Raw genomic sequence first — 18590 nt, 5'->3', positions numbered from 1 at the left:
AAATGCCAACAGCCACGAAGGGCCGCGCGGTTGAACTTAGTGACGCGCAGCGGCTCTCCTGGCTCAGGCTTATCCGTTCTGAAAATGTGGGACCGCGGACCTTCCGCGATTTGCTCAATCACTTTGGTTCTGCCGAAAATGCGCTCGCCGCTCTTCCCGACCTGTCACGACGCGGCGGACGGTCCTCCTACAAGGTCTGCCCCGCAGACAAGGCGGAGGCCGAACTTGACGCTGTGAGCCGCTACGGCGCGTCCATGGTGGCCCTTGGAGAGCGGCCCTATCCGCCAAACCTGCGCGAAATTGAAGCGCCCCCACCGCTTCTTACCATGGCTGGCCCCGCAGATACCGCAGGTTCAAAGGCTGTCGCCATAATCGGTGCGCGCAATTGCTCCATGGCAGGCGCAAAGCTCGCAGCGACCTTTGCAGAAGAACTATCGCGCAACGGCTATCTTGTCGTCTCAGGCCTTGCGCGCGGCATCGACAGCGCGGCGCACAAGGCAAGCCTTCGACTGGGCACCCTGGCCGTATTCGCAGGTGGGATTAACGTGATCTACCCGAGTGAGAACCAGGCTCTGGTTGAAGCCTTCCACCAAAATGCGGGCGGCGTCGTGACGGAGATGCCATTTGGGCTCAAACCCCGCGCCAGAGAGTTCCCACGTCGCAACAGACTGATCTCAGGTATCTCGCTAGGGGTACTGGTGATTGAAGCGGCAAGCCGATCCGGCAGCCTGCACACGGCGCGCTTTGCTCTGGAACAAAACAGGGATGTGCTAGCAGTCCCCGGCTCTCCCCTTGACCCGCGATCTGAAGGCGCAAACCGGCTCATCCAGCAAGGGGCCGCCCTGATGATGACGCCCGACGATGCCCTTCAGGTGTTGGAAGCCAACAGCGCAAGCCTGCTCTCCCAAAATTTTGAAGAACCGGCAGGTGCCGAACATCCCGGCTATAACACTGAGGAAATTTCAGAGAATGATCGGCAAAGGCTTTTATATGCGCTCGGCCCGACGCCAAGCGATGTGGATGAAATAATCCGTTTTTTGCATATATCCCCTCAAGCAGCTCAGGTCATGCTGCTTGAGCTTGAATTAGCAGGACGCTTGGAACGTCACCGGGGAAACAAGGTTTCTCTCATCACATAAGAAACGTTGGGTAGGACGAACTACCCGTTGGCTACCTTGAGCTCTGTTTCAGGTGCTGCGCCTTTCTGACGCTCCTGACGAGCTTCTTCTTCAGCCATGGACAGAAGATAAGCAAGAAAACTCAAGTCATTAGAGCGAGCCATCTTGGCCAGTTCCTGACACATCTTCTCACAATAAGTTGCAGTTGCTACACGATCATCGTTGCTTGCGGCATTGAGGGGTGCGCCTTCACTCATGTTTCGCCTTTCCAATTGCTGGGATGGTACCAGCTAAACGTTTTCTCTTATGTTTTGTGAAATGCAATTCATGATTGCGCTAAGGAAATAACACTCTTCAATCTTGAGCGGAAGTGCAAAACCACTAATTACGTAGGGGTGCTTTATCAGGGTCTATGGCTTTTCCACTCTTGACCTCGCGCGCTGAAAAGGCCATTTGACAGCCGCGACTGTATCCGAGATTGTCTCGGATCGACTCACTTGCATCCTGTGCCCTGCACCAATTCATAGGCGAAAAAGTCGCGAGAGTTTGGATTTAGATGAATATCGTCATTGTGGAATCGCCGGCGAAAGCCAAAACCATCAACAAATACCTTGGGTCGGATTACAAGGTACTGGCCTCTTATGGTCACGTGCGTGATTTGCCCCCGAAAGATGGTTCAGTGCTCCCCGATGATGACTTTGCCATGTCATGGGCGGTGGATTCCAAATCACAAAAACGCCTCAGCGATATTGCCAATGCGGTGAAGGATGCCGACCGCCTCATTCTCGCAACCGACCCCGACCGCGAAGGGGAAGCAATTTCATGGCACGTGCTTGAGGTTTTGAAGAAGAAAAAACTCCTCAAGGACAAGAAAGTCGAGCGCGTCGTGTTCAATGCGATCACGAAAAACGCGATCCTTGAAGCCATGCAGAACCCGCGCGAGCTGGACGAGCCTTTGGTAGACGCCTATCTGGCGCGCCGTGCCCTCGACTACCTCGTGGGTTTCACACTCTCACCTGTCTTGTGGCGCAAGCTGCCGGGAGCCCGCTCTGCAGGCCGCGTGCAGTCCGTTGCCCTGCGCCTTGTTTGTCAGCGTGAAAACGAAATCGAAGACTTTGTCAGTCAGGAATACTGGTCGCTGCTGGCCAACCTGAAGACCCCATCTGCAGATCCGGTTCAGGCCCGCCTGACTGCGTTTGACGGCAAGAAACTTCAAAAGCTCAGCATTGGAAACGAGGCGGAAGCCACCAGCATCAAGACCATGCTGGAAGGCGCGAGCTTCCAGGTGATGAGCGTTGAATCCAAGCCGCAAAAGCGCAACCCGTTCCCGCCATTCACCACATCGACCCTTCAGCAGGAAGCTTCTCGTAAGTGCGGCTTTGCCGCTGCCCGCACCATGCAGGTGGCGCAGGGTCTTTATGAAGGGGTGAACATCGGCGGCGAGACTGCCGGTCTTATCACCTACATGCGTACAGACGGGGTGCAGATTGCGCAGGAAGCCATCCACAGCGCCCGCTCTGTGATCGGCAAGCAGTTTGGCGACAACTACGTCCCAGAAAAGCCTCGCTTCTACTCCACCAAGGCCAAGAACGCGCAGGAAGCGCACGAAGCGATCCGCCCAACGGATCTGACGCGGCACCCGCGAGATATGGCCAAGTTCCTTGATCCAGATGCAGCACGGCTCTACGAGTTGATCTGGAAGCGCACCATCGCCAGTCAGATGGAAAGCGCAGTGCTTGAACGCACCACAGCAGACATTGAAGCCATCAATGGCCCAAAGACCGCGGCCTTGCGCGCCACGGGATCCGTTGTGCGCTTTGACGGCTTCCTGACCCTCTATCAAGAGGGCCGCGATGACGAGGAAGACGAAGATTCACGCCGCCTTCCAGCCATGAACAAGGACGACGTCCTTGGCCGCACAGGCATTGAAGCCAATCAGCACTTCACTGAACCGCCACCACGCTATACGGAAGCGACATTGGTGAAGAAGATGGAAGAGCTCAGCATCGGCCGCCCTTCCACCTATGCAGCCACACTGCAAACCCTGCGTGATCGCGGCTACGTGGTTCAGGAAAAGAAGCGCCTGGTCCCACAGGATAAAGGTCGTCTGGTTACAGCGTTCCTGGAAGGCTTCTTCGAGCGTTATGTGGAGTATGACTTCACCGCGTCGCTGGAAGACCAGCTCGACAAGATTTCCGCAGGTGATTTGGATTGGAAAAAGGTCTTGCGCGACTTCTGGAACCCATTCCACGAAATCTGTGACGAGGTTATCAAGCGCTCCAACACGGAAGTGCTGGACGCCCTCAATGACATTCTGAGGGCCCACGTCTTCCCGGACAAGGAAGATGGTTCGGATCCACGCCAGTGTCCAAAGTGTGAGACCGGCCGCTTGTCCTTGAAAGTAAGCCGCTTTGGTGCCTTTGTTGGTTGCTCCAACTACAACAAGGACAAGAAGGACGGCAAGGTTCCTGATGAGGATCCGCCACACTGTGATTATACCCGCCAGCTGAACAACTCCGGTGACGGCGATGGGGACGCAGCTTCCGATGGCCCGAAGGTTCTGGGTGTTGATCCGGAAACCGGCCTTGAAGTCTCCTTGCGCGTTGGTCGCTTCGGACCTTATGTGCAGCTGGGTGAAGAGGCCAAGCCAAAGCGCTCCTCCCTGCCGCGTGGTTGGTCTGCTGCGGGCCTGGATCTCGAAAAGGCGCTCCAGTTGCTCTCCCTCCCACGGGAAGTGGGCGAGCACCCTGAAGACGGCAAGATGATTACCGCAGGCCTTGGACGCTTCGGCCCATTCGTTCAGCACGATGGGACCTATGCCAATCTGGATGGACCTGATGAGGTGTTCTCTGTTGGCATCAACCGCGCCGTTACACTTCTCGCCGAGAAGCGTGCCAAGGGTGGTGGTCGCCGCGCTGCAGCAAAACCGCTCAAGGAACTGGGTGATCACCCGGATGGCGGCGCAATTAATGTTTACTCCGGCCGGTATGGTCCCTATGTGAAATGGGAAAAGACCAACGCCACACTGCCGAAGGACACCAAGCCCGAGGACGTCACGCTTGAGCAGGCCATTGAACTGGTGAATGCCAAGGCAGGATCAAAAGGCAAAGGCAAGAAAGCCGCCGCAAAGAAAACCACCGCTAAAAAGGCCTCCGCTTCCAAGTCCGAAGGCGCTGCGAAGGGCGTACTGAAGGAGTTGGGCGCACACCCTGATGGGGGTGACATGAGCCTTCGTGACAGCGGCCGTCTCGGCATCCGCCTGAAGTGGGATAAAACTTTCATCTCCCTCGGCAAGGATGTGAAACCGGACGACATTACATTTGAACAGGCCGTCTCAATCGTAAACGCCAACAAGGCTTCCGGTTAAGGCGGTACACTCTGCCCGCAAAAAGGGCGCAAGCGCAGCGCTCTGCTGTACTGGAAGAAAAGAATTGAGCCGACACAAGCTCGCTGGAAAAAAGCACAAGGGACCGGCAGAAATGCCGTCCCGCGATGACATCCTTGCGTTCATCGCAGAAAACCCCGGCAAAGCCGGCAAGCGGGAAATCGCCCGCCACTTCGGCATTGTGGGTGCAGCTCGCATCCATTTGAAGAAACAGCTGAAGGAACTCGCTGAAGAAGGGTCGATCGAAAAGCGCAAGAAGCGCATGATCCGCCCCGGCGACCTCCCCTCCGTTTTGGTGGTGAACCTCAACACCCGGTCCCGTGATGGCGAGTTGCTGGGCACCCCGACGAACTGGGATCCCGAACATGGCAACCCGCCCAACATTCTGATCCTGCAGGAACAGCGTCGTGGCAAGTCCGGCCCTCAAGTTGGGGTGGGCGACCGTGCTCTTGTGCGTTTGAATGAACAGGATCCGGGGCCGCAAGCCTCGTATTGCGCCCGTGTAATCCGCAGGTTGCAGAAGCAGGAAAGCACCATACTGGGCATCCTGCGCATCGACCCGACAACCAAGGCGGTCCACCTGGAGCCAGTAGACCGGCGTGTCAAAGAAGTGGATATTGATCCACGGGACCTGAAAGAAGCAGAAGACGGCGATCTCGTTTCCGTTGCTGTTCACAAGGTCGGGCGCTACGGCATCGCTCGGGCCAGCGTTGAACACCGCATCGGCTCCATGAACTCCGAACACGCGGTCTCCGAAATCGCGCTTTACAGCCAGAACATTCCGAACGTGTTTCCGGATGAAGTGCTGGCAGAAGCCGAGAGCGCCAAGCCGGTCAAGCAGCAAAACCGGGAAGACTGGCGCGACATTCCGCTGATCACGATCGACCCGGCGGACGCGAAGGACCACGATGATGCGGTGTTCGCACAGGCTGATGATGATCCGGAAAACGAAGGTGGCGTTGTGGTTTACGTCGCTATTGCCGACGTGGCCGCGTATGTGACACCAGGCTCCGACATGGACCGCGAAGCGCAAAAGCGCGGCAACTCGGTCTATTTCCCGGACCGGGTCATCCCTATGCTGCCGGAGCGCATCTCAAACAACCTGTGCTCCCTTCGCGAGAAGGAAGAACGCCCTGCCATGGCGACGCGCATGGTGTTTGATGCTGAGGGCCAAAAGATCTCGCACACCTTCCACCGTGTGATCATGCGCTCTGCGGCCAAGCTCTCCTACCAGCAGGCACAAAAAGCCATTGAAGGCATAACTGACGACAAGACAGAGGTCTTGCTGGAAGATGTGCTGAAACCTCTTTGGCAGGCCTACGCGGTTCTCAAGAAAGGCCGCGACAAGCGTGCCCCACTCGAGCTTGACTTGCCTGAACGCAAGATTCTTCTGAAAGAAGATGGCACAGTGGACCGCGTGGTGGTGCCAGAGCGCCTTGACGCCCACAAACTGATTGAAGAGTTCATGATTCAGGCCAACGTGGCCGCGGCAGAAACACTGGAATCCAAGAATTCTGCACTGCTCTACCGCATCCATGACGCGTCTACGCCGGAAAAGCTTGAAAACCTGCGCGACTTCCTGTCGACCATGAACATCAAGCTGCCCCATCAGGGTGGTTTGCGCGCCTCCGTGTTCAACAACATCTTGGACCGCGTAAAAGACACGCCAAACTCGCCTTTGGTGAACGAAGTTGTGCTGCGCTCTCAGGCGCAGGCCGAGTATCACCCGCAAAACATTGGTCACTTTGGCCTTAACCTGCGACGTTATGCCCACTTCACTTCCCCAATCCGCCGCTATGCCGACCTGATTGTCCACAGGGCGTTGATTGCCTCGCTAAACCTCGGCAAGGACGGTTTACCTAGCGGATTTGAGGACAAACTCGAGGTGATCGCAGGGGAAATTTCCGCAGCAGAAAGAAGGGCAATGCTGGCGGAAAGGGAAACCATTGACCGCTTGATCGCCCTCTGGCTGGCAGACCAGGTCGGTGCCAAGTTCACCGGAAGAATCGCCGGCGTCACCAAATCGGGACTTTTTGTACGCTTGCAAGATAGCGGCGCAGATGGTTTTGTACCTGCTTCTACTATTGGGAATGATTACTACGCCTATGAAGAAGCGGCCCATGCACTGATTGGCAGAGCCACCCGTGAAACCTTCCAACTGGGAGATACGGTTGAAGTTCGTTTGGCAGAAGCAGCTCCATTCGCAGGCGCCTTGCGGTTCGAGATTTTGAGCCCAGGTAAGATTTCCTCAGATATGGGTCGACGCAAGCCGACCACAAAAAAGAAGAACTGGTCGCAACGAACAGGCAAGCCAGCGGGATTGAGAAAGTCGAAGTCTCGAAAGAAACGGTGAAACACGAATGAGTTTGCAGGAAAGCATCAGCCCTCCCCCAAAACGTGACGTGGCTTCCGCTATGGCCAAGGGAGGGCTGCTGAAGTGCCCCTCCTGCGGCAACGGCAAGATGTTTGAAAGCTTCTTGAAGGTCAAACAAAGCTGCGATGCGTGCGGTGAAGAACTACACCACCACCGCGCCGACGACGCCCCTCCGTACTTTACCATCTTCATTGTCGGTCACATCGTTGTGGCTCTGTGCCTTGCAGTGGAGATGGCCTTCTTTCCTCCCCTATGGCTTCATATGGCCCTGTGGCTGCCGCTGACGGTGGTTATGTCGCTCGCCATGCTGCCGCCCATAAAAGGCAGTCTTGTGGGCCTGCAATGGGCGCTGCGCATGCACGGCTTTGATCTAAAGTCAGAGGATGAGGAGGAAACCGGTGACAACACCTTTCACTCCGTCAGTCAGGCCTAGCGCACCATGAGCCAGGAAATACTCGACCGCCTTCAACGCGTTGATCGCATTCTTGATGGAGAGCCGCTGGTACCAAAAGATGCGGCAACGCTTCTTATTCTGGAGCGCAAGGCTGACGGTGACCCTCATGTTCTCATGGGCCGGCGCCACATGCGCCACAAGTTCATGCCCGGCATGTTTGTGTTTCCAGGTGGGCGCGTCGATCCGGAAGACGTCGGCGTTCGTTTTGCCGCGGACTATGATCCCACTGTGCAGTCAAAGCTTACCAGGGATCTGAAGGGCGAAGAAGAAGAGGACTACACTCGCGCCTTCGCCATTGCCGCTGTGCGCGAAACCTATGAAGAAGCAGGCCTGTTCATCGGTCGTCTGGACCACAACGATACAGAACCCTGCGGCCATGGTTTTGAAGCCTTTGACAACCGGTTCGTCATGCCGGACCTGAGCCCGATGCGCTTCGTTGCACGCGCCATCACGCCTCCTGGACGTCCACGGCGTTACGACACGCGCTTTCTCGCCGTCTGGTCAGATCAGATCGCCGACAGGCTCCCAGAAGGAACAGGGCCATCGGGCGAGCTGGAAGAGCTTCAATGGCTTTCTTTGGAGGAGAGCAAGCAGTTGGAGCTACCGCCAATAACTTTGGCCGTTATTGAAGAGCTGCAGAACCGCCTCGCGGAAGATCCGAAGCTGGAGCCAGATTATCCGGTTCCTTACTACTACTGGACACCTGAAGGGTTTGTTCGAGAAGAACTCTAGAAACACGCGTGTACTGGTAGTATTTGCAAAACACTGTGTTGATGCGTCGCAGCCTCTGCGGCGCTTTTTTTTTGCGCCTCATCCCTATTCCGTATTGTGCTCACCGACACACATGGGCTAAATCCTGAACGAACGTTCAAATGTTTGAGTAACTTTGAACCCAAAAAGAACTTAAGCCTCACCCCATTACTGAACAGGCAAACTGCTATGCACTCCCCCACCGCACGCGGCGGCGTTCTGTTTGACCCAAGACAACGACGCGGCATCGTTGCCGCCATCGGCGCGATCACCGCCGTCGGTCTTGCACTCTCCGCCAGCCTGCCCCTTCTTGCCCTCACACTAAGTGAACGCGGCATTTCAGAGGGCATGATCGGCCTGAACACCGCCTTCGCTGGTGTGGCTGCCATTGCGGCCACACCGCTCTGTACGCCCATCGCCCGCCGCTTTGGAACGCCACTCGCCTTGCTGGGTGCCGTGGTTGTCTCCGGCCTCGCCCTTCCGCTGTTCTTCTTTGCGCAAGAACTGTGGATGTGGTTCCCATTACGTATTTTGTTTCACGGCGCAGTCTGCGTGGCCTTCGTGCTCTCTGAGTTCTGGATCAATGCCCTTGCCCCCAGCGAACGCCGTGGCTTGATCATGGGAATCTATGCAACGGTGCTGTCAGCGGGCTTTGCAACGGGACCCATCATCTTGGCTACAGTGGGCACAACAGGGCCAGCACCATTTTTCGTGTCCGCCGTATTGATCCTTTTGGCTGCCTTCCCGATCATGTACGGCTTCAGAGCCAGACCAGACCTTGAAGAGAAGGCCACAACCAAGTTTCTCTCTTTCCTGCTGGTTGCCCCCATCGCAACCCTTGCCGGATTCTTCTTCGGAGCAATTGAGTCGAGCGCGCTTTCTCTGCTGCCGCTTTATGGCATCGGCATTGGATATGTTACCGCAACAGCCGCGCTTCTTGTCACAGCCATGACGGCCGGAAATCTGCTTTTGCAGATACCAATCGGCATGTTGGCGGACAAACTCGATCGGCGCATGATACTGCTGGTCTGTGCCATCCTGGGCAGCGGTGGCGCGGCCCTGATGATTCCCGCCTCAAGTTCCCCTTACCTCTTGTTTCCACTGATGTTTTTTTGGGGAGGAATTATCGCGGGGCTCTACACCATTGGGTTGACTCACCTTGGCGCCCGGTTTTCAGGGGCCAATCTGGCCTCTGCAAATGCGGCCTTCGTGATGATGTATTCCCTTGGAATGCTTGTAGGACCAGCCACAACCGGGTACGCCATGAAGGCCCTAGATAGCAATGGCTTGCCTATCGTGTTCGCAACTCTCCTGGGAGCGTACGTTTTAGTTTGCCTCATAAGGACAATTTGTTTACGGCTCTCTTAACAACAGATCTTGACTTTAAGCCGCTAATCAGTAGTGTGCGCGCTGAATTTCCTCTGTTTCGCTCGCACACGCGCCCGACGGAAATGATCCGCAGCGGGCATGACGAGCATGACAAAAACAATCCGGCCATGACCAGGCCGACAACCCATAGGACCCTTAGCCATGGCCAAGGCAACCACAATCAAAATCAAGCTGCTGTCTACTGCTGACACTGGCTTCTTCTACGTGACCAAGAAAAACTCCCGCACCATGACCGAAAAGATGGTCAAGCGTAAGTACGACCCGGTCGTTAAGAAGCACGTTGAATTCAAGGAAGCAAAGATCAAGTAAGGTCTTTTCTCCTCGACATGATCAAGGGTGCCCTCTGGGCGCCCTTTTTTGTTTGCGAAGACCGTTTCCGGACCGGAGCCAGACCCGGATCCCGCTTTGATTAATGGAGTTCACTTATTCAAGAGCGGTCTTCGGACACATCTCAAACCGCCTCAGCGCAATACTACTCCAGCTAAACGCGAAGGCCCCCTGCACAATCTAGAGAAGCCAAATACGCACAAAAGGTTGCGCACTTCCCGGCTAATAGCTCAGGGTGAGAAAAAAGGTATCCCCACACGCACTGCGTGCGTTATATCACTGACATATAAGGGGTATAGATGAATAAATTAGGAAGTGGAGTGGTGGTCGGCGCGAAGCGGATGACATGAGGAGGCCACTCTGAACCCGTTTCTGCGCCGACCAACCCCACGGACCCAGGAGATGCGGCGGACCTGAGCGCTCCGTAGGGTGTTTAAATTGTCCAAGTCCAGTCTCGGCAATCCTGCGCAAATGCGCGTCACCTTGTGTTAAATCTGGACATGCCCTGCAATTATCGTTTGCAATCAACGATACCATCGCAACATTTACGACTTTAGTAAAGCTTTAAGGTAAATGCGCTCCTGAAAAGCGAGGGGATTCTAGTTCTATGCACAACAAATAAACTCTAATTTCAATGAAGACTACGGAAACAAGGTGAGAACCACACCTTTTTATTAGAGGCAGTGGTTATCTTGTGGATCAATCAGGTTCAGCTGCACCTGATTCCGCCCACCATTTTTGGCGGAATACAACCCCTGATCGGCCCTCTTGACCAAGCTTGCAGTGGTCTCGTCTGTGGACTGAAGCGTTGCTACACCAATACTTGCGGTAATGGGTATCTTCTCGGTTTTGCCTACGACAGTGAACGGCATAGCCGCGATTTCGGCACGCAAGCGCTCTGCAACAGTCAGCGCAACTTTCTGATCAGTTTCCGGTGTGACAATAACGAATTCCTCACCGCCGTAGCGGCAAACCAGATCAAGACCACGCACGTTCCGGCGAAGCCGATGTGCGAACTCCACAAGCACCTCATCCCCCACATCATGTCCATACTTGTCGTTGATCGACTTGAAGTGATCAACGTCCAGCAAAAGCAGCGAGAGAAACTTGCCCTCCTTGATCGCGCGGGCGATGTGGGCACCAGCGTGATGCTCGAAGTAGCGGCGGTTATAGAGCCCTGTGAGCGCGTCCGTCACGGCCATCTCCACCGTTTCCTGCATGGCGCGCAAAAGCGCGTCGCTGGTCCGTTTCTGGCGCACCTGTGTCGTACACCTCAAAATAAATTCCGATGGGTCAATGGGCTGCTCAACGAAGTCATTGACGCCAATATCCATTGCCTTGATCAGGCGCCGCTTGTCGCGCTGACTGGACAAGAAGATTATCGGGATCATCCGGGTGTGCTCATTGGACCGTAGCTGCGCGCATAACCGCAATGGATCGGTGGCATCTATATTGCCATTGATCAGCACCAAATCGGGATCATCTTCCACGCAGCGGTAAACAGCCCTGCCCGGCCGCCCTTCAGAAATCACGGTAAAATGCCCGGCAAGATACCCTTCAATTTGCTTGACTGAGGCCAGATCACTGTCCACCAGAAAAACCGAGGCATCGGTCACTGGCTCCTGCAGTTCCGGCTCGCTCATTTGCAGGTTCAGATCCTGCCCCGTGCGTGCGCGCATGCGCAGCTCATCCATGGCCCGCTTCATGCGGATCAGATTACGCACCCGGATCACCAGTTCCACGTCATCGACAGGCTTGGATATGAAATCATCGGCGCCAGCCTCATAGCCCCGCAGTCGATCGCTCTGATGCTTGAGTGCGGTAATCAGGACAACGGGAATATGGGCTGTGCGGGGAGATTGCTTGATGCGCCGACAGACTTCAAAGCCGTCAATGTCTGGCATCATCACATCAAGTAGCACCACATCGAATGCGTTGGATTCCATGGCTTCCAGCGCTTCATGGCCATTGGAGGCTGTGGTGACCTCAAAATAGTCTGCGGCGAGCCGGGCTGCGAGCAGGCGAAGATTGGCTTCAATGTCGTCTACAACCAATATTCGACCTGTCATCTGCTATCCTACTCCAGTTACGCGGCCTCCCCGAGAAAGGAGCGGACCGTTTCCAAGAAACTTCCTACCGAGATCGGCTTGGAAATATAGGCCTCACACCCGCCTTGACGGATGCGTTCCTCATCGCCTTTCATGGCGAACGCCGTCACGGCCACAACGGGAATGGACTTCAGCGCATCGTCCTCCTTGATCCATTTGGTCACCTCCAGCCCGGAGACTTCCGGCAACTGAATGTCCATCAAGATCAGGTCTGGCACATGTTGACGCGCAAGCTCCAAGGCCTCCATGCCGTTACGTGACCTTAAGGTAGAATAGCCATGCGCCTCTAAGAGATCATTAAAGAGCTTCATGTTGAGCTCATTGTCTTCAACAATCAGCACTGTCTTCTGCATTTCCATTCGAATCCCGCAGGTTTTTTGAACGATCGACGCTTATAACCGAATGATCATTCAAACGAAATGATAGCCTTGCTCAGCATCTCGCACTAGGGTTTTGACAATAAGTTAAGGAAGAATCGTTTCGGAAAGGCAAACAAGCGATGAAAGGAACAAAATCCGGCCCCATGACGCAGGAAGCCGCGGAAGAAATCGCCACAAGCGCACTGTCTTACCTCGCCCAGAACCCGGAATACCTCGGTCGCTTCCTATCTCTGGCAGGTATCGGCCCCTCGGAGATTCGCGAGGCAGCCCAAGAACCCGGCTTTCTGGCCGGTGTTTTGGAGTTCTACATGCAAGACGAGCAGCTGCTTCTTGCTTTCACCGAGACTCAAGGCCATCGGCCGACAATGCTGGCCGCCGCCCACCTGACACTGGCGGGAGGGGTGGACTACTTTGCCGGAGCCTGATCGCCCCTCGCCGCAGTTCATGAAGGAAATTGAAGGCCTGGAGCTTACATCACGTCCGCTGATCATCTGTGATGCGGACGAGGTTCTGCTGCACTTCATTCGGCACATGCACGCCCTGGGCCAGGAACAGGGCATCGCCCTTAGAGAACCCATTTATCGCCTCCACAACAATCTGGTGGAAACAAAAACGGGTCGCCTTCTCTCAAAGACCGAATGCGACCGCTTCATTTCGCAGTTCTTTGAGACAGTGGTCCACCGTCAGGATGCGGTTGATCATGCAGCGCTCCAGCTGGCCGCCCTGCGTGAGCATGTAGACATCATCATTCTGACCAACCTTCCGGGAACTGCGAACCGGGCGGCACGCATCAAGCTGCTGGCAGAGCTTGGCATGGACTACCCGCTGATTACCAACTCAGGCCCCAAAGGCGGCGCGGTTGCCGAACTGGGAAAAGGCCGAGGCTCCAACCCGGTGGTCTTCATTGATGACAGCCCTCAAAACCTGATTTCGGCCAGAACAACAGCGCCCCATGTGCAGCTGGTTCACTTCGTGGCCGATCCTGTGTTCTTTGTGGGCGCACCTCAGATCGATGGCGTCGCTTTTCGCTCCTGCTGCTGGATAGAAACCGGGGCATACTTGAAGGAAGTGTTTGGTTTGGCGTAGAAGACGAGGACATAATAGGAACAAATCCAATCACTGGTCTTGCTTATGTCCATTCCTGCGACCCAACCAAAGGCACTGTGCCGCGATTGTGGCAACCGCTTTGCCCCAACTCGGAACCGCTGCCCTTCTTGCGGCAGCCCTCGCATGGTCGCACATCCAGAGCTGGACCAACTCTCCATCGCCCATATTGATTGCGACGCGTTCTATGCCGCCATCGAAAAACGCGACAACCCGGACCTGATTGACAAACCAGTCATTGTTGGCGGCGGGCGGCGGGGCGTGGTCGCGACCTGCTGCTATGTCGCCCGAATGTATGGCGTGCGCTCTGCCATGCCCATGTTCAAAGCTCTTGACGCCTGTCCGGATGCAGTTGTCATTCGCCCGCGCATGGACGTCTATGTGAGTGTGGGCCGCCAGATCCGAGAGGCCATGCAGCAGCTCACCCCTCTGGTGGAACCGCTGTCCATTGACGAGGCCTTTCTGGACCTATCCGGAACCGAAAAGCTCCACCACGGCACACCAGCGGAAATCTTGGTGCAGTTCGTCAAACGCATCGAACAGGAAATCGGCGTTTCGCTGTCTGTGGGGCTGGCCGCAAACAAGTTCCTCGCCAAGATTGCTTCAGATCTCGACAAACCACGCGGCTTTTCTGTCATCGGTGCCGCTGAGCGCAAAAGTTTCCTTGAAGACAAATCCACCAGCATCATCTGGGGCGTTGGAAAGGTGCTGCAAAAGAAGCTTGCAGCCGATGGCATCACAACGGTCGGCCAGCTCCAGCGCAAAGACCCCACCGACCTCGCCAAAGCCTACGGCGTCATGGGCCTGCGACTGGCGAAGCTATGCCAAGGTGAAGATGACCGCCACGTTTCCAACGAGCGCGAAACCAAAAGCATCTCCAACGAAACAACGTTCAATATCGATATCGCCGACCCCAGGGAACTTTCAGACATTCTCTGGGAACTGAGCGAGAAGGTGTCGTTCCGCGCTAAAAACGCAGGTTTTGCAGGGCGAAGCGTAATGCTGAAACTGAAGTCCAATGACTTCAAATCCATCACACGCTCACGGCAGCTGCATGACCCGACACAGCTGGCGGACCGTATTTTCCGAACAGCGAATGCGCTGTTGCAGCCGGAAGCAGATGGAAAAAAGCGCTACCGCCTTATCGGCGTAGGCTTGGCTGACCTGTGTGATCCAGCCCTTGCAGACCCGGAAGATCTTGTCGATGAACAGGCAGGCAAGCGCGCCAAGGCTGAAAAGGCCATCGATGCACTGAGAAACAAGTTCGGTAAGGAAAGCGTCGGTTTGGGCCGCGCTCTGGGCAAAGACCCGACTTCAACGGCCAAGGAGCGCTAAGCCCCTTGGTGTGCCGCAAGCAAGAACCCGCCGAGCAAATAGATTCACAAGAAACAATTCAACCAGAACCTCCGTTCAAACGCCGGTTACTGGCACTTGTCCTCGTTCAGGACCCTCAGATTTACAAGGGTTCCAGAGACCATGAAGGTGCCATAATCCAGCTTCAACTCGCGTGCAATTCCTCGGCTATCCATGAGAAACTGCAGCTCGTAATCCGGCGTCTGCTCACTCACGCCTTCAGGCATGTCCAGGTTGAAATAGGCGGAAGAAATGCGCCACAGTTGTTCTGCCGGCTCCGCTACAGGCAGCTTCGATTCATAAGAAATGACCTTCAGATTTCTTGTTACGGGCGTCATCACGGTGCTTGTTTCAAACAGCGTGCTTCCTGCCTCGCTGCCATCAAAGACCTTGGCCGACAGGAAGCGCTCGCCCCGCTGCGCCGCGTCTATGACCGCAGACAGGTGTTCAGTTGGAAACATGACATCTTTGGAAAATTCCAAGGACTGACCGGATGGCTGCTTCAGCCGGACTGAAGTACCTTGAGCCTCTCGGGTTGCCGTGCCGCGCACCTCCTCCGCCAAGGAGCTGTCGACAAAAGACCGTGTGAGAAAGCGCAGGCTCTCGCCGCCAGCCGTCTCAAACGACGAAATTCGCAAGTCGGTCACCTGCGACATTCCCATGTCAGAGGTCATGATCATCATGAAACGCACAGTGATTGCATGACCCTCGCACGTGTTCCCAGTGAACTCGTAGACCATGCGCCCACTGATCTCCGAGATGCCGGAGCCTTCCTCGGCATCCACGAGCTCCATATCGTAAATGGCCAGATGCGGTTGCAGGTCTGCGCTGTTGGCACCGCTACTGCCCAAGGCAAGCCAAGCCGCGGCCAATCCCCACCTCATGAGCCGAGAAGCTACTGTTCCTGTAGACATACAACCTCCAGATGACACATGAGTTTGCGGAATTGCTCGGGTTTCTTGGCTACCCTGTGTCCCGCAGCGGCATTTTCTGCATAAAGAACGCGCAAATGCAAATCCCAAAACCAATAGAACGGGCAGTTTTTCGTAAAGTGCATGAAAATTATACAGCCAATATGAATAGTAAGTTCCTGTCTTGCGCGCCCCACGATTCTTCGGCAATCTGCAAAACACTTTAAGCGCAAGTGCTTATAGTGTGCACTGAGGGTTATCGATGACTGCTGATATTGAAGCAAATTTGTCCGCTCTAGGCATCACCCTGCCAGAAGCTGCCGCTCCAGCTGCCAACTATGTTCCATTCGTGAAGATCGGCAACCAGCTGTTCATCTCCGGTCAAATCCCAATCAAGGACGGAAAGATCAGTTTTCAAGGCAAAGTCGGCGCTGATCTGACCACCGAGGATGGCGCAGAAGCGGCCAAGATTTGTGCCATCAACCTGCTCGCGCAAGCCAAGGCAGCCGCAGGTGACCTCTCCAAGGTCAGACTGGTCAAACTTGTCGGCTTCGTAAATTCGACACCGGACTTCGCAGAACAACCCGTCGTGATCAACGGCGCTTCTGATTTGATGGTCGCGGTTTTGGGAGAAGCGGGCAAGCATGCTCGATCAGCGATCAGCGCAGGCGCGCTGCCCTTTGGCGTCGCGGTCGAAGTTGAAGCCATTTTCGAACTGCTGTGAGCGTCATCTGGTTATTGGAACCAGCTGGCACACTTATCCGACAGAACTGATGACAGTGGCGGACCAAGGTTCGCCCGTGATCTCCGGAATGCGTGTATGAAAGATCTTTCGTGGCTCACAGAGCGCCCAATTGCGCATCGCGGCTACCACAACGACGAGAACGGCGTTATCGAAAACACGCCAACCGCCGTTTCCAAAGCGCTGGAGCGAAACTTCGCCATTGAGGTCGACCTGCAAGAGACCGCTGATCACAAGGCACTCATCTTTCATGATCATACACTGAACCGAGTTACCCATGCCAAAGGTGAAGTAGCCCACCGCACGCTTGACGAGCTTATGAAGGTCAAGCTGAAACGGACCCGTGACCCGATGTGGTCACTGCAACAGCTCCTTGAAGAAGTCAAAGGCGATGTCCCGCTGATCATTGAGGTTAAGTCACTGTTCAGGAATGGTGGTCAACGCGAATTTCTCTACGAGATTGTGGAGGCCCTGCGCCACTACAACGGGCCCTTTGCACTGAAATCCTTTGACCCCAAAATGCTGCGGGCTCTTAAAGACATGGCCCCTCACATTCCAAGGGGGGCTCTGTCCTGCTCGTTTCTTGAAAAGCCACAGCGGGATTTTTACAATCCCGTGCAGCGGTTCATTATCCGCTACATGCTACATATGCTTGGGACCAAGCCAGACTTCATTTCATACTGCATTCGCGACCTACCAGCCGTCGGCCCAAGCTTTCTGAAACGCACAAGAGACGTCCCGGTGATGGCTTGGACAGTCAAAACCCCGGCGGATCGCGAGAAAGCCCAGATTTTTGCCGACCAGATTGTGTTTGAAGGCTTCGACCCAGATCTGCCAATCATGTAATTGTTAGCCTTGGCCTCTTTGACGCATGCGTTAGAAACACTAGCTTAGCCAGTGTCAACGCGCATCCCCGCGCAGATGAACCGAGCAACAGGAGATCAGAGGCGTATGCCCGACGAAAACGCACCAGCCCTGCGCGCGATCTCGTCACTAAGAGAGATCGAACGTGCTCAATGGGATCACTTGGCAAACTCGGGTGCAAGAAGAATTCCAACCGAGTTTGAATCATCCTCTGAACTTCTTGAATCAGTCTCCGAAGAAAACAGCTATAACCCATTCTTATCCTGGGACTTTTTACAGGCACTGGAAGAGAGCGGCTGCGCATCCGTAGATACTGGCTGGATGCCGCACCACCTGATATTGGAGCAGCAAGGCGAAGTGCTTGCGGCAGTCCCCGCCTACCTCAAAAACCACAGTCAGGGCGAATATGTCTTTGACCACGCTTGGGCCGATGCCATTCATCGGGCGGGCGGGCGTTACTATCCAAAGATTCAATGCAGTGTTCCATTTACGCCGGTTACAGCACGCAAACTGCTTGTCGCACCCGAGGTGGACCAAGGCACCGCACGCCAAGCCCTAGTCTCGGGACTTGTTCACCTTGCAGACCGCTATAACGCTTCTTCCGTGCATTTAACCTTCATGCAGAAGCCGGAATGGGATGCACTTGGCGAACTGGAGTTCCTGCAACGTACCGACCAGCAGTTCCATTGGAACAACAACGAGTACCGCTCGTTCGAGGAGTTTCTTGAAACTTTGGCCTCTCGAAAGCGCAAAGCGCTGCGCAAGGAGCGCAGAGAAGCGCTGGCACACGATATCGAGATCGAATGGATCACCGGTTCGGACATCAAAGAACACCACTGGGACGCCTTCTATGCCTTTTACATGGACACAGGGGCCCGCAAGTGGGGAACACCTTATCTGAACCGCATGTTCTTCTCGCTTCTGGGCGAACGTCAGCCGGAAGATGTCTTGTTGATCATGGCAAAGCGCAATGGCCGCTACATCGCAGGCGCACTCAACATGATCGGCTCCGATACGCTGTATGGCCGCAATTGGGGGTGCATCGAGCATCACCCCTTCTTGCACTTCGAGGTGTGCTACTACCAGGCCATCGACTTTGCCATTCATCGAGGCCTCAAGCGCGTCGAAGCAGGCGCCCAGGGAAGCCACAAGCTGGCACGCGGCTACATGCCCAACACGACCTATTCCGCCCACTGGATTGCACACCCTTCCTTAAGAAACGCGGTAGCAAACTATCTGGAGCACGAACGAGTCGCAGTGGAAGAAGATCAGGCCTACCTGAAAGAGCGCGGCCCTTTCAAAAAACATCAGGACAATTCAACTTAAAGAAC

General features: G+C 55.3%; 17 protein-coding genes. 13 read left to right on the top strand and 4 right to left on the bottom strand.

Features of this window, described 5'->3' with window-relative positions; all coding sequences use genetic code 11:
* Positions 1-2: 2 nt before the first annotated feature.
* Positions 3-1139 (top strand): DNA-processing protein DprA, encoded by a 1137-nt coding sequence (gene dprA / locus PUV47_RS12300; protein ID WP_274218851.1) that lies wholly within the window; start codon positions 3-5, stop codon positions 1137-1139.
* Between the two features lie 20 nt (positions 1140-1159).
* Here dprA and PUV47_RS12295 read toward each other — a convergent pair whose 3' ends face one another.
* Positions 1160-1375, bottom strand: coding sequence for a hypothetical protein (locus PUV47_RS12295; protein ID WP_274218850.1), 216 nt, complete (start codon positions 1373-1375; stop codon positions 1160-1162).
* A gap of 299 nt (positions 1376-1674) precedes the next feature.
* Here PUV47_RS12295 and topA point away from each other — a divergent pair, with 299 nt between their 5' ends.
* The 6 genes from topA to rpmG all read left to right on the top strand — a co-directional run bounded on the left by topA (position 1675) and on the right by rpmG (position 9779).
* Entirely contained in the window at positions 1675-4485 is a 2811-nt protein-coding gene (topA, locus tag PUV47_RS12290) for a type I DNA topoisomerase (protein WP_274218849.1), read from the top strand.
* 112 nt (positions 4486-4597) lie between these two features.
* Positions 4598-6856 (top strand): ribonuclease R, encoded by a 2259-nt coding sequence (gene rnr / locus PUV47_RS12285; RefSeq protein ID WP_274218893.1) that lies wholly within the window; start codon positions 4598-4600, stop codon positions 6854-6856.
* A 7-nt stretch (positions 6857-6863) separates the two neighbouring features.
* The gene (locus PUV47_RS12280; protein ID WP_274218848.1) at positions 6864-7310 is read left to right on the top strand and encodes a DUF983 domain-containing protein; all 447 of its coding nucleotides are present in this window, start codon (positions 6864-6866) and stop codon (positions 7308-7310) included.
* A 6-nt stretch (positions 7311-7316) separates the two neighbouring features.
* The gene (locus PUV47_RS12275) at positions 7317-8063 is read left to right on the top strand and encodes an NUDIX hydrolase (RefSeq protein ID WP_274218847.1); all 747 of its coding nucleotides are present in this window, start codon (positions 7317-7319) and stop codon (positions 8061-8063) included.
* Positions 8064-8270: 207 nt separating this feature from the next.
* A complete protein-coding gene (locus tag PUV47_RS12270; RefSeq protein ID WP_274218846.1) occupies positions 8271-9449 on the top strand; it encodes an MFS transporter in 1179 nt (392 codons plus the stop codon).
* A gap of 162 nt (positions 9450-9611) precedes the next feature.
* Positions 9612-9779 carry a 50S ribosomal protein L33 gene (gene rpmG, locus PUV47_RS12265; protein WP_274218845.1) on the top strand — a complete coding sequence of 56 codons (168 nt, stop codon included), beginning with the start codon at positions 9612-9614 and terminating at the stop codon, positions 9777-9779.
* Between the two features lie 692 nt (positions 9780-10471).
* Here rpmG and PUV47_RS12260 read toward each other — a convergent pair.
* Together PUV47_RS12260 and PUV47_RS12255 are read right to left on the bottom strand one after the other, a co-directional pair.
* Entirely contained in the window at positions 10472-11866 is a 1395-nt protein-coding gene (locus PUV47_RS12260; RefSeq protein WP_274218844.1) for a PleD family two-component system response regulator, read from the bottom strand.
* A 17-nt stretch (positions 11867-11883) separates the two neighbouring features.
* A complete protein-coding gene (locus PUV47_RS12255; RefSeq protein ID WP_274218843.1) occupies positions 11884-12258 on the bottom strand; it encodes a response regulator in 375 nt (124 codons plus the stop codon).
* A gap of 146 nt (positions 12259-12404) precedes the next feature.
* Here PUV47_RS12255 and PUV47_RS12250 point away from each other — a divergent pair, with 146 nt between their 5' ends.
* From PUV47_RS12250 to PUV47_RS12240, 3 genes are read left to right on the top strand one after another with little or no spacing between them, the layout of a single operon-like run.
* Positions 12405-12710: a DUF3572 domain-containing protein gene (locus tag PUV47_RS12250; RefSeq protein WP_274218842.1), complete on the top strand. Its 306-nt coding sequence runs from the start codon at positions 12405-12407 to the stop codon at positions 12708-12710.
* Complete coding sequence (locus tag PUV47_RS12245; RefSeq protein WP_274218841.1) at positions 12697-13371, top strand: hypothetical protein; 675 nt, start codon at positions 12697-12699, stop codon at positions 13369-13371. Before PUV47_RS12250 ends, PUV47_RS12245 begins: the two co-directional genes overlap by 14 nt.
* A gap of 45 nt (positions 13372-13416) precedes the next feature.
* Positions 13417-14724, top strand: coding sequence for a DNA polymerase IV (locus PUV47_RS12240; RefSeq protein ID WP_274218840.1), 1308 nt, complete (start codon positions 13417-13419; stop codon positions 14722-14724).
* 86 nt (positions 14725-14810) lie between these two features.
* Here the strand turns inward: PUV47_RS12240 and PUV47_RS12235 are convergent, their stop codons facing one another.
* Positions 14811-15656 (bottom strand): EipB family protein, encoded by an 846-nt coding sequence (locus PUV47_RS12235; protein WP_274218839.1) that lies wholly within the window; start codon positions 15654-15656, stop codon positions 14811-14813.
* A gap of 259 nt (positions 15657-15915) precedes the next feature.
* On the opposite strand from PUV47_RS12235, the gene PUV47_RS12230 reads away from it, so the two are divergent.
* The 3 genes from PUV47_RS12230 (at position 15916) to PUV47_RS12220 (ending at position 18585) form a co-directional block, all read left to right on the top strand.
* Positions 15916-16377, top strand: a complete 462-nt coding sequence (locus PUV47_RS12230; RefSeq protein WP_274218838.1) for a RidA family protein — start codon at positions 15916-15918, stop codon at positions 16375-16377.
* 96 nt (positions 16378-16473) lie between these two features.
* Positions 16474-17241 carry a glycerophosphodiester phosphodiesterase family protein gene (locus tag PUV47_RS12225; RefSeq protein WP_274218837.1) on the top strand — a complete coding sequence of 256 codons (768 nt, stop codon included), beginning with the start codon at positions 16474-16476 and terminating at the stop codon, positions 17239-17241.
* Positions 17242-17346: 105 nt separating this feature from the next.
* Complete coding sequence (locus PUV47_RS12220; RefSeq protein WP_274218836.1) at positions 17347-18585, top strand: GNAT family N-acetyltransferase; 1239 nt, start codon at positions 17347-17349, stop codon at positions 18583-18585.
* The last annotated feature ends 5 nt before the right edge of the window (positions 18586-18590 follow it).

Source organism: Pseudovibrio exalbescens, from assembly GCF_028737195.1.
Lineage (GTDB): Bacteria > Pseudomonadota > Alphaproteobacteria > Rhizobiales > Stappiaceae > Pseudovibrio > Pseudovibrio zosterae.
The sequence above is the reverse complement of the archived record's forward strand: the minus strand, read 5'-3'. Positions and strand labels throughout refer to the sequence as shown.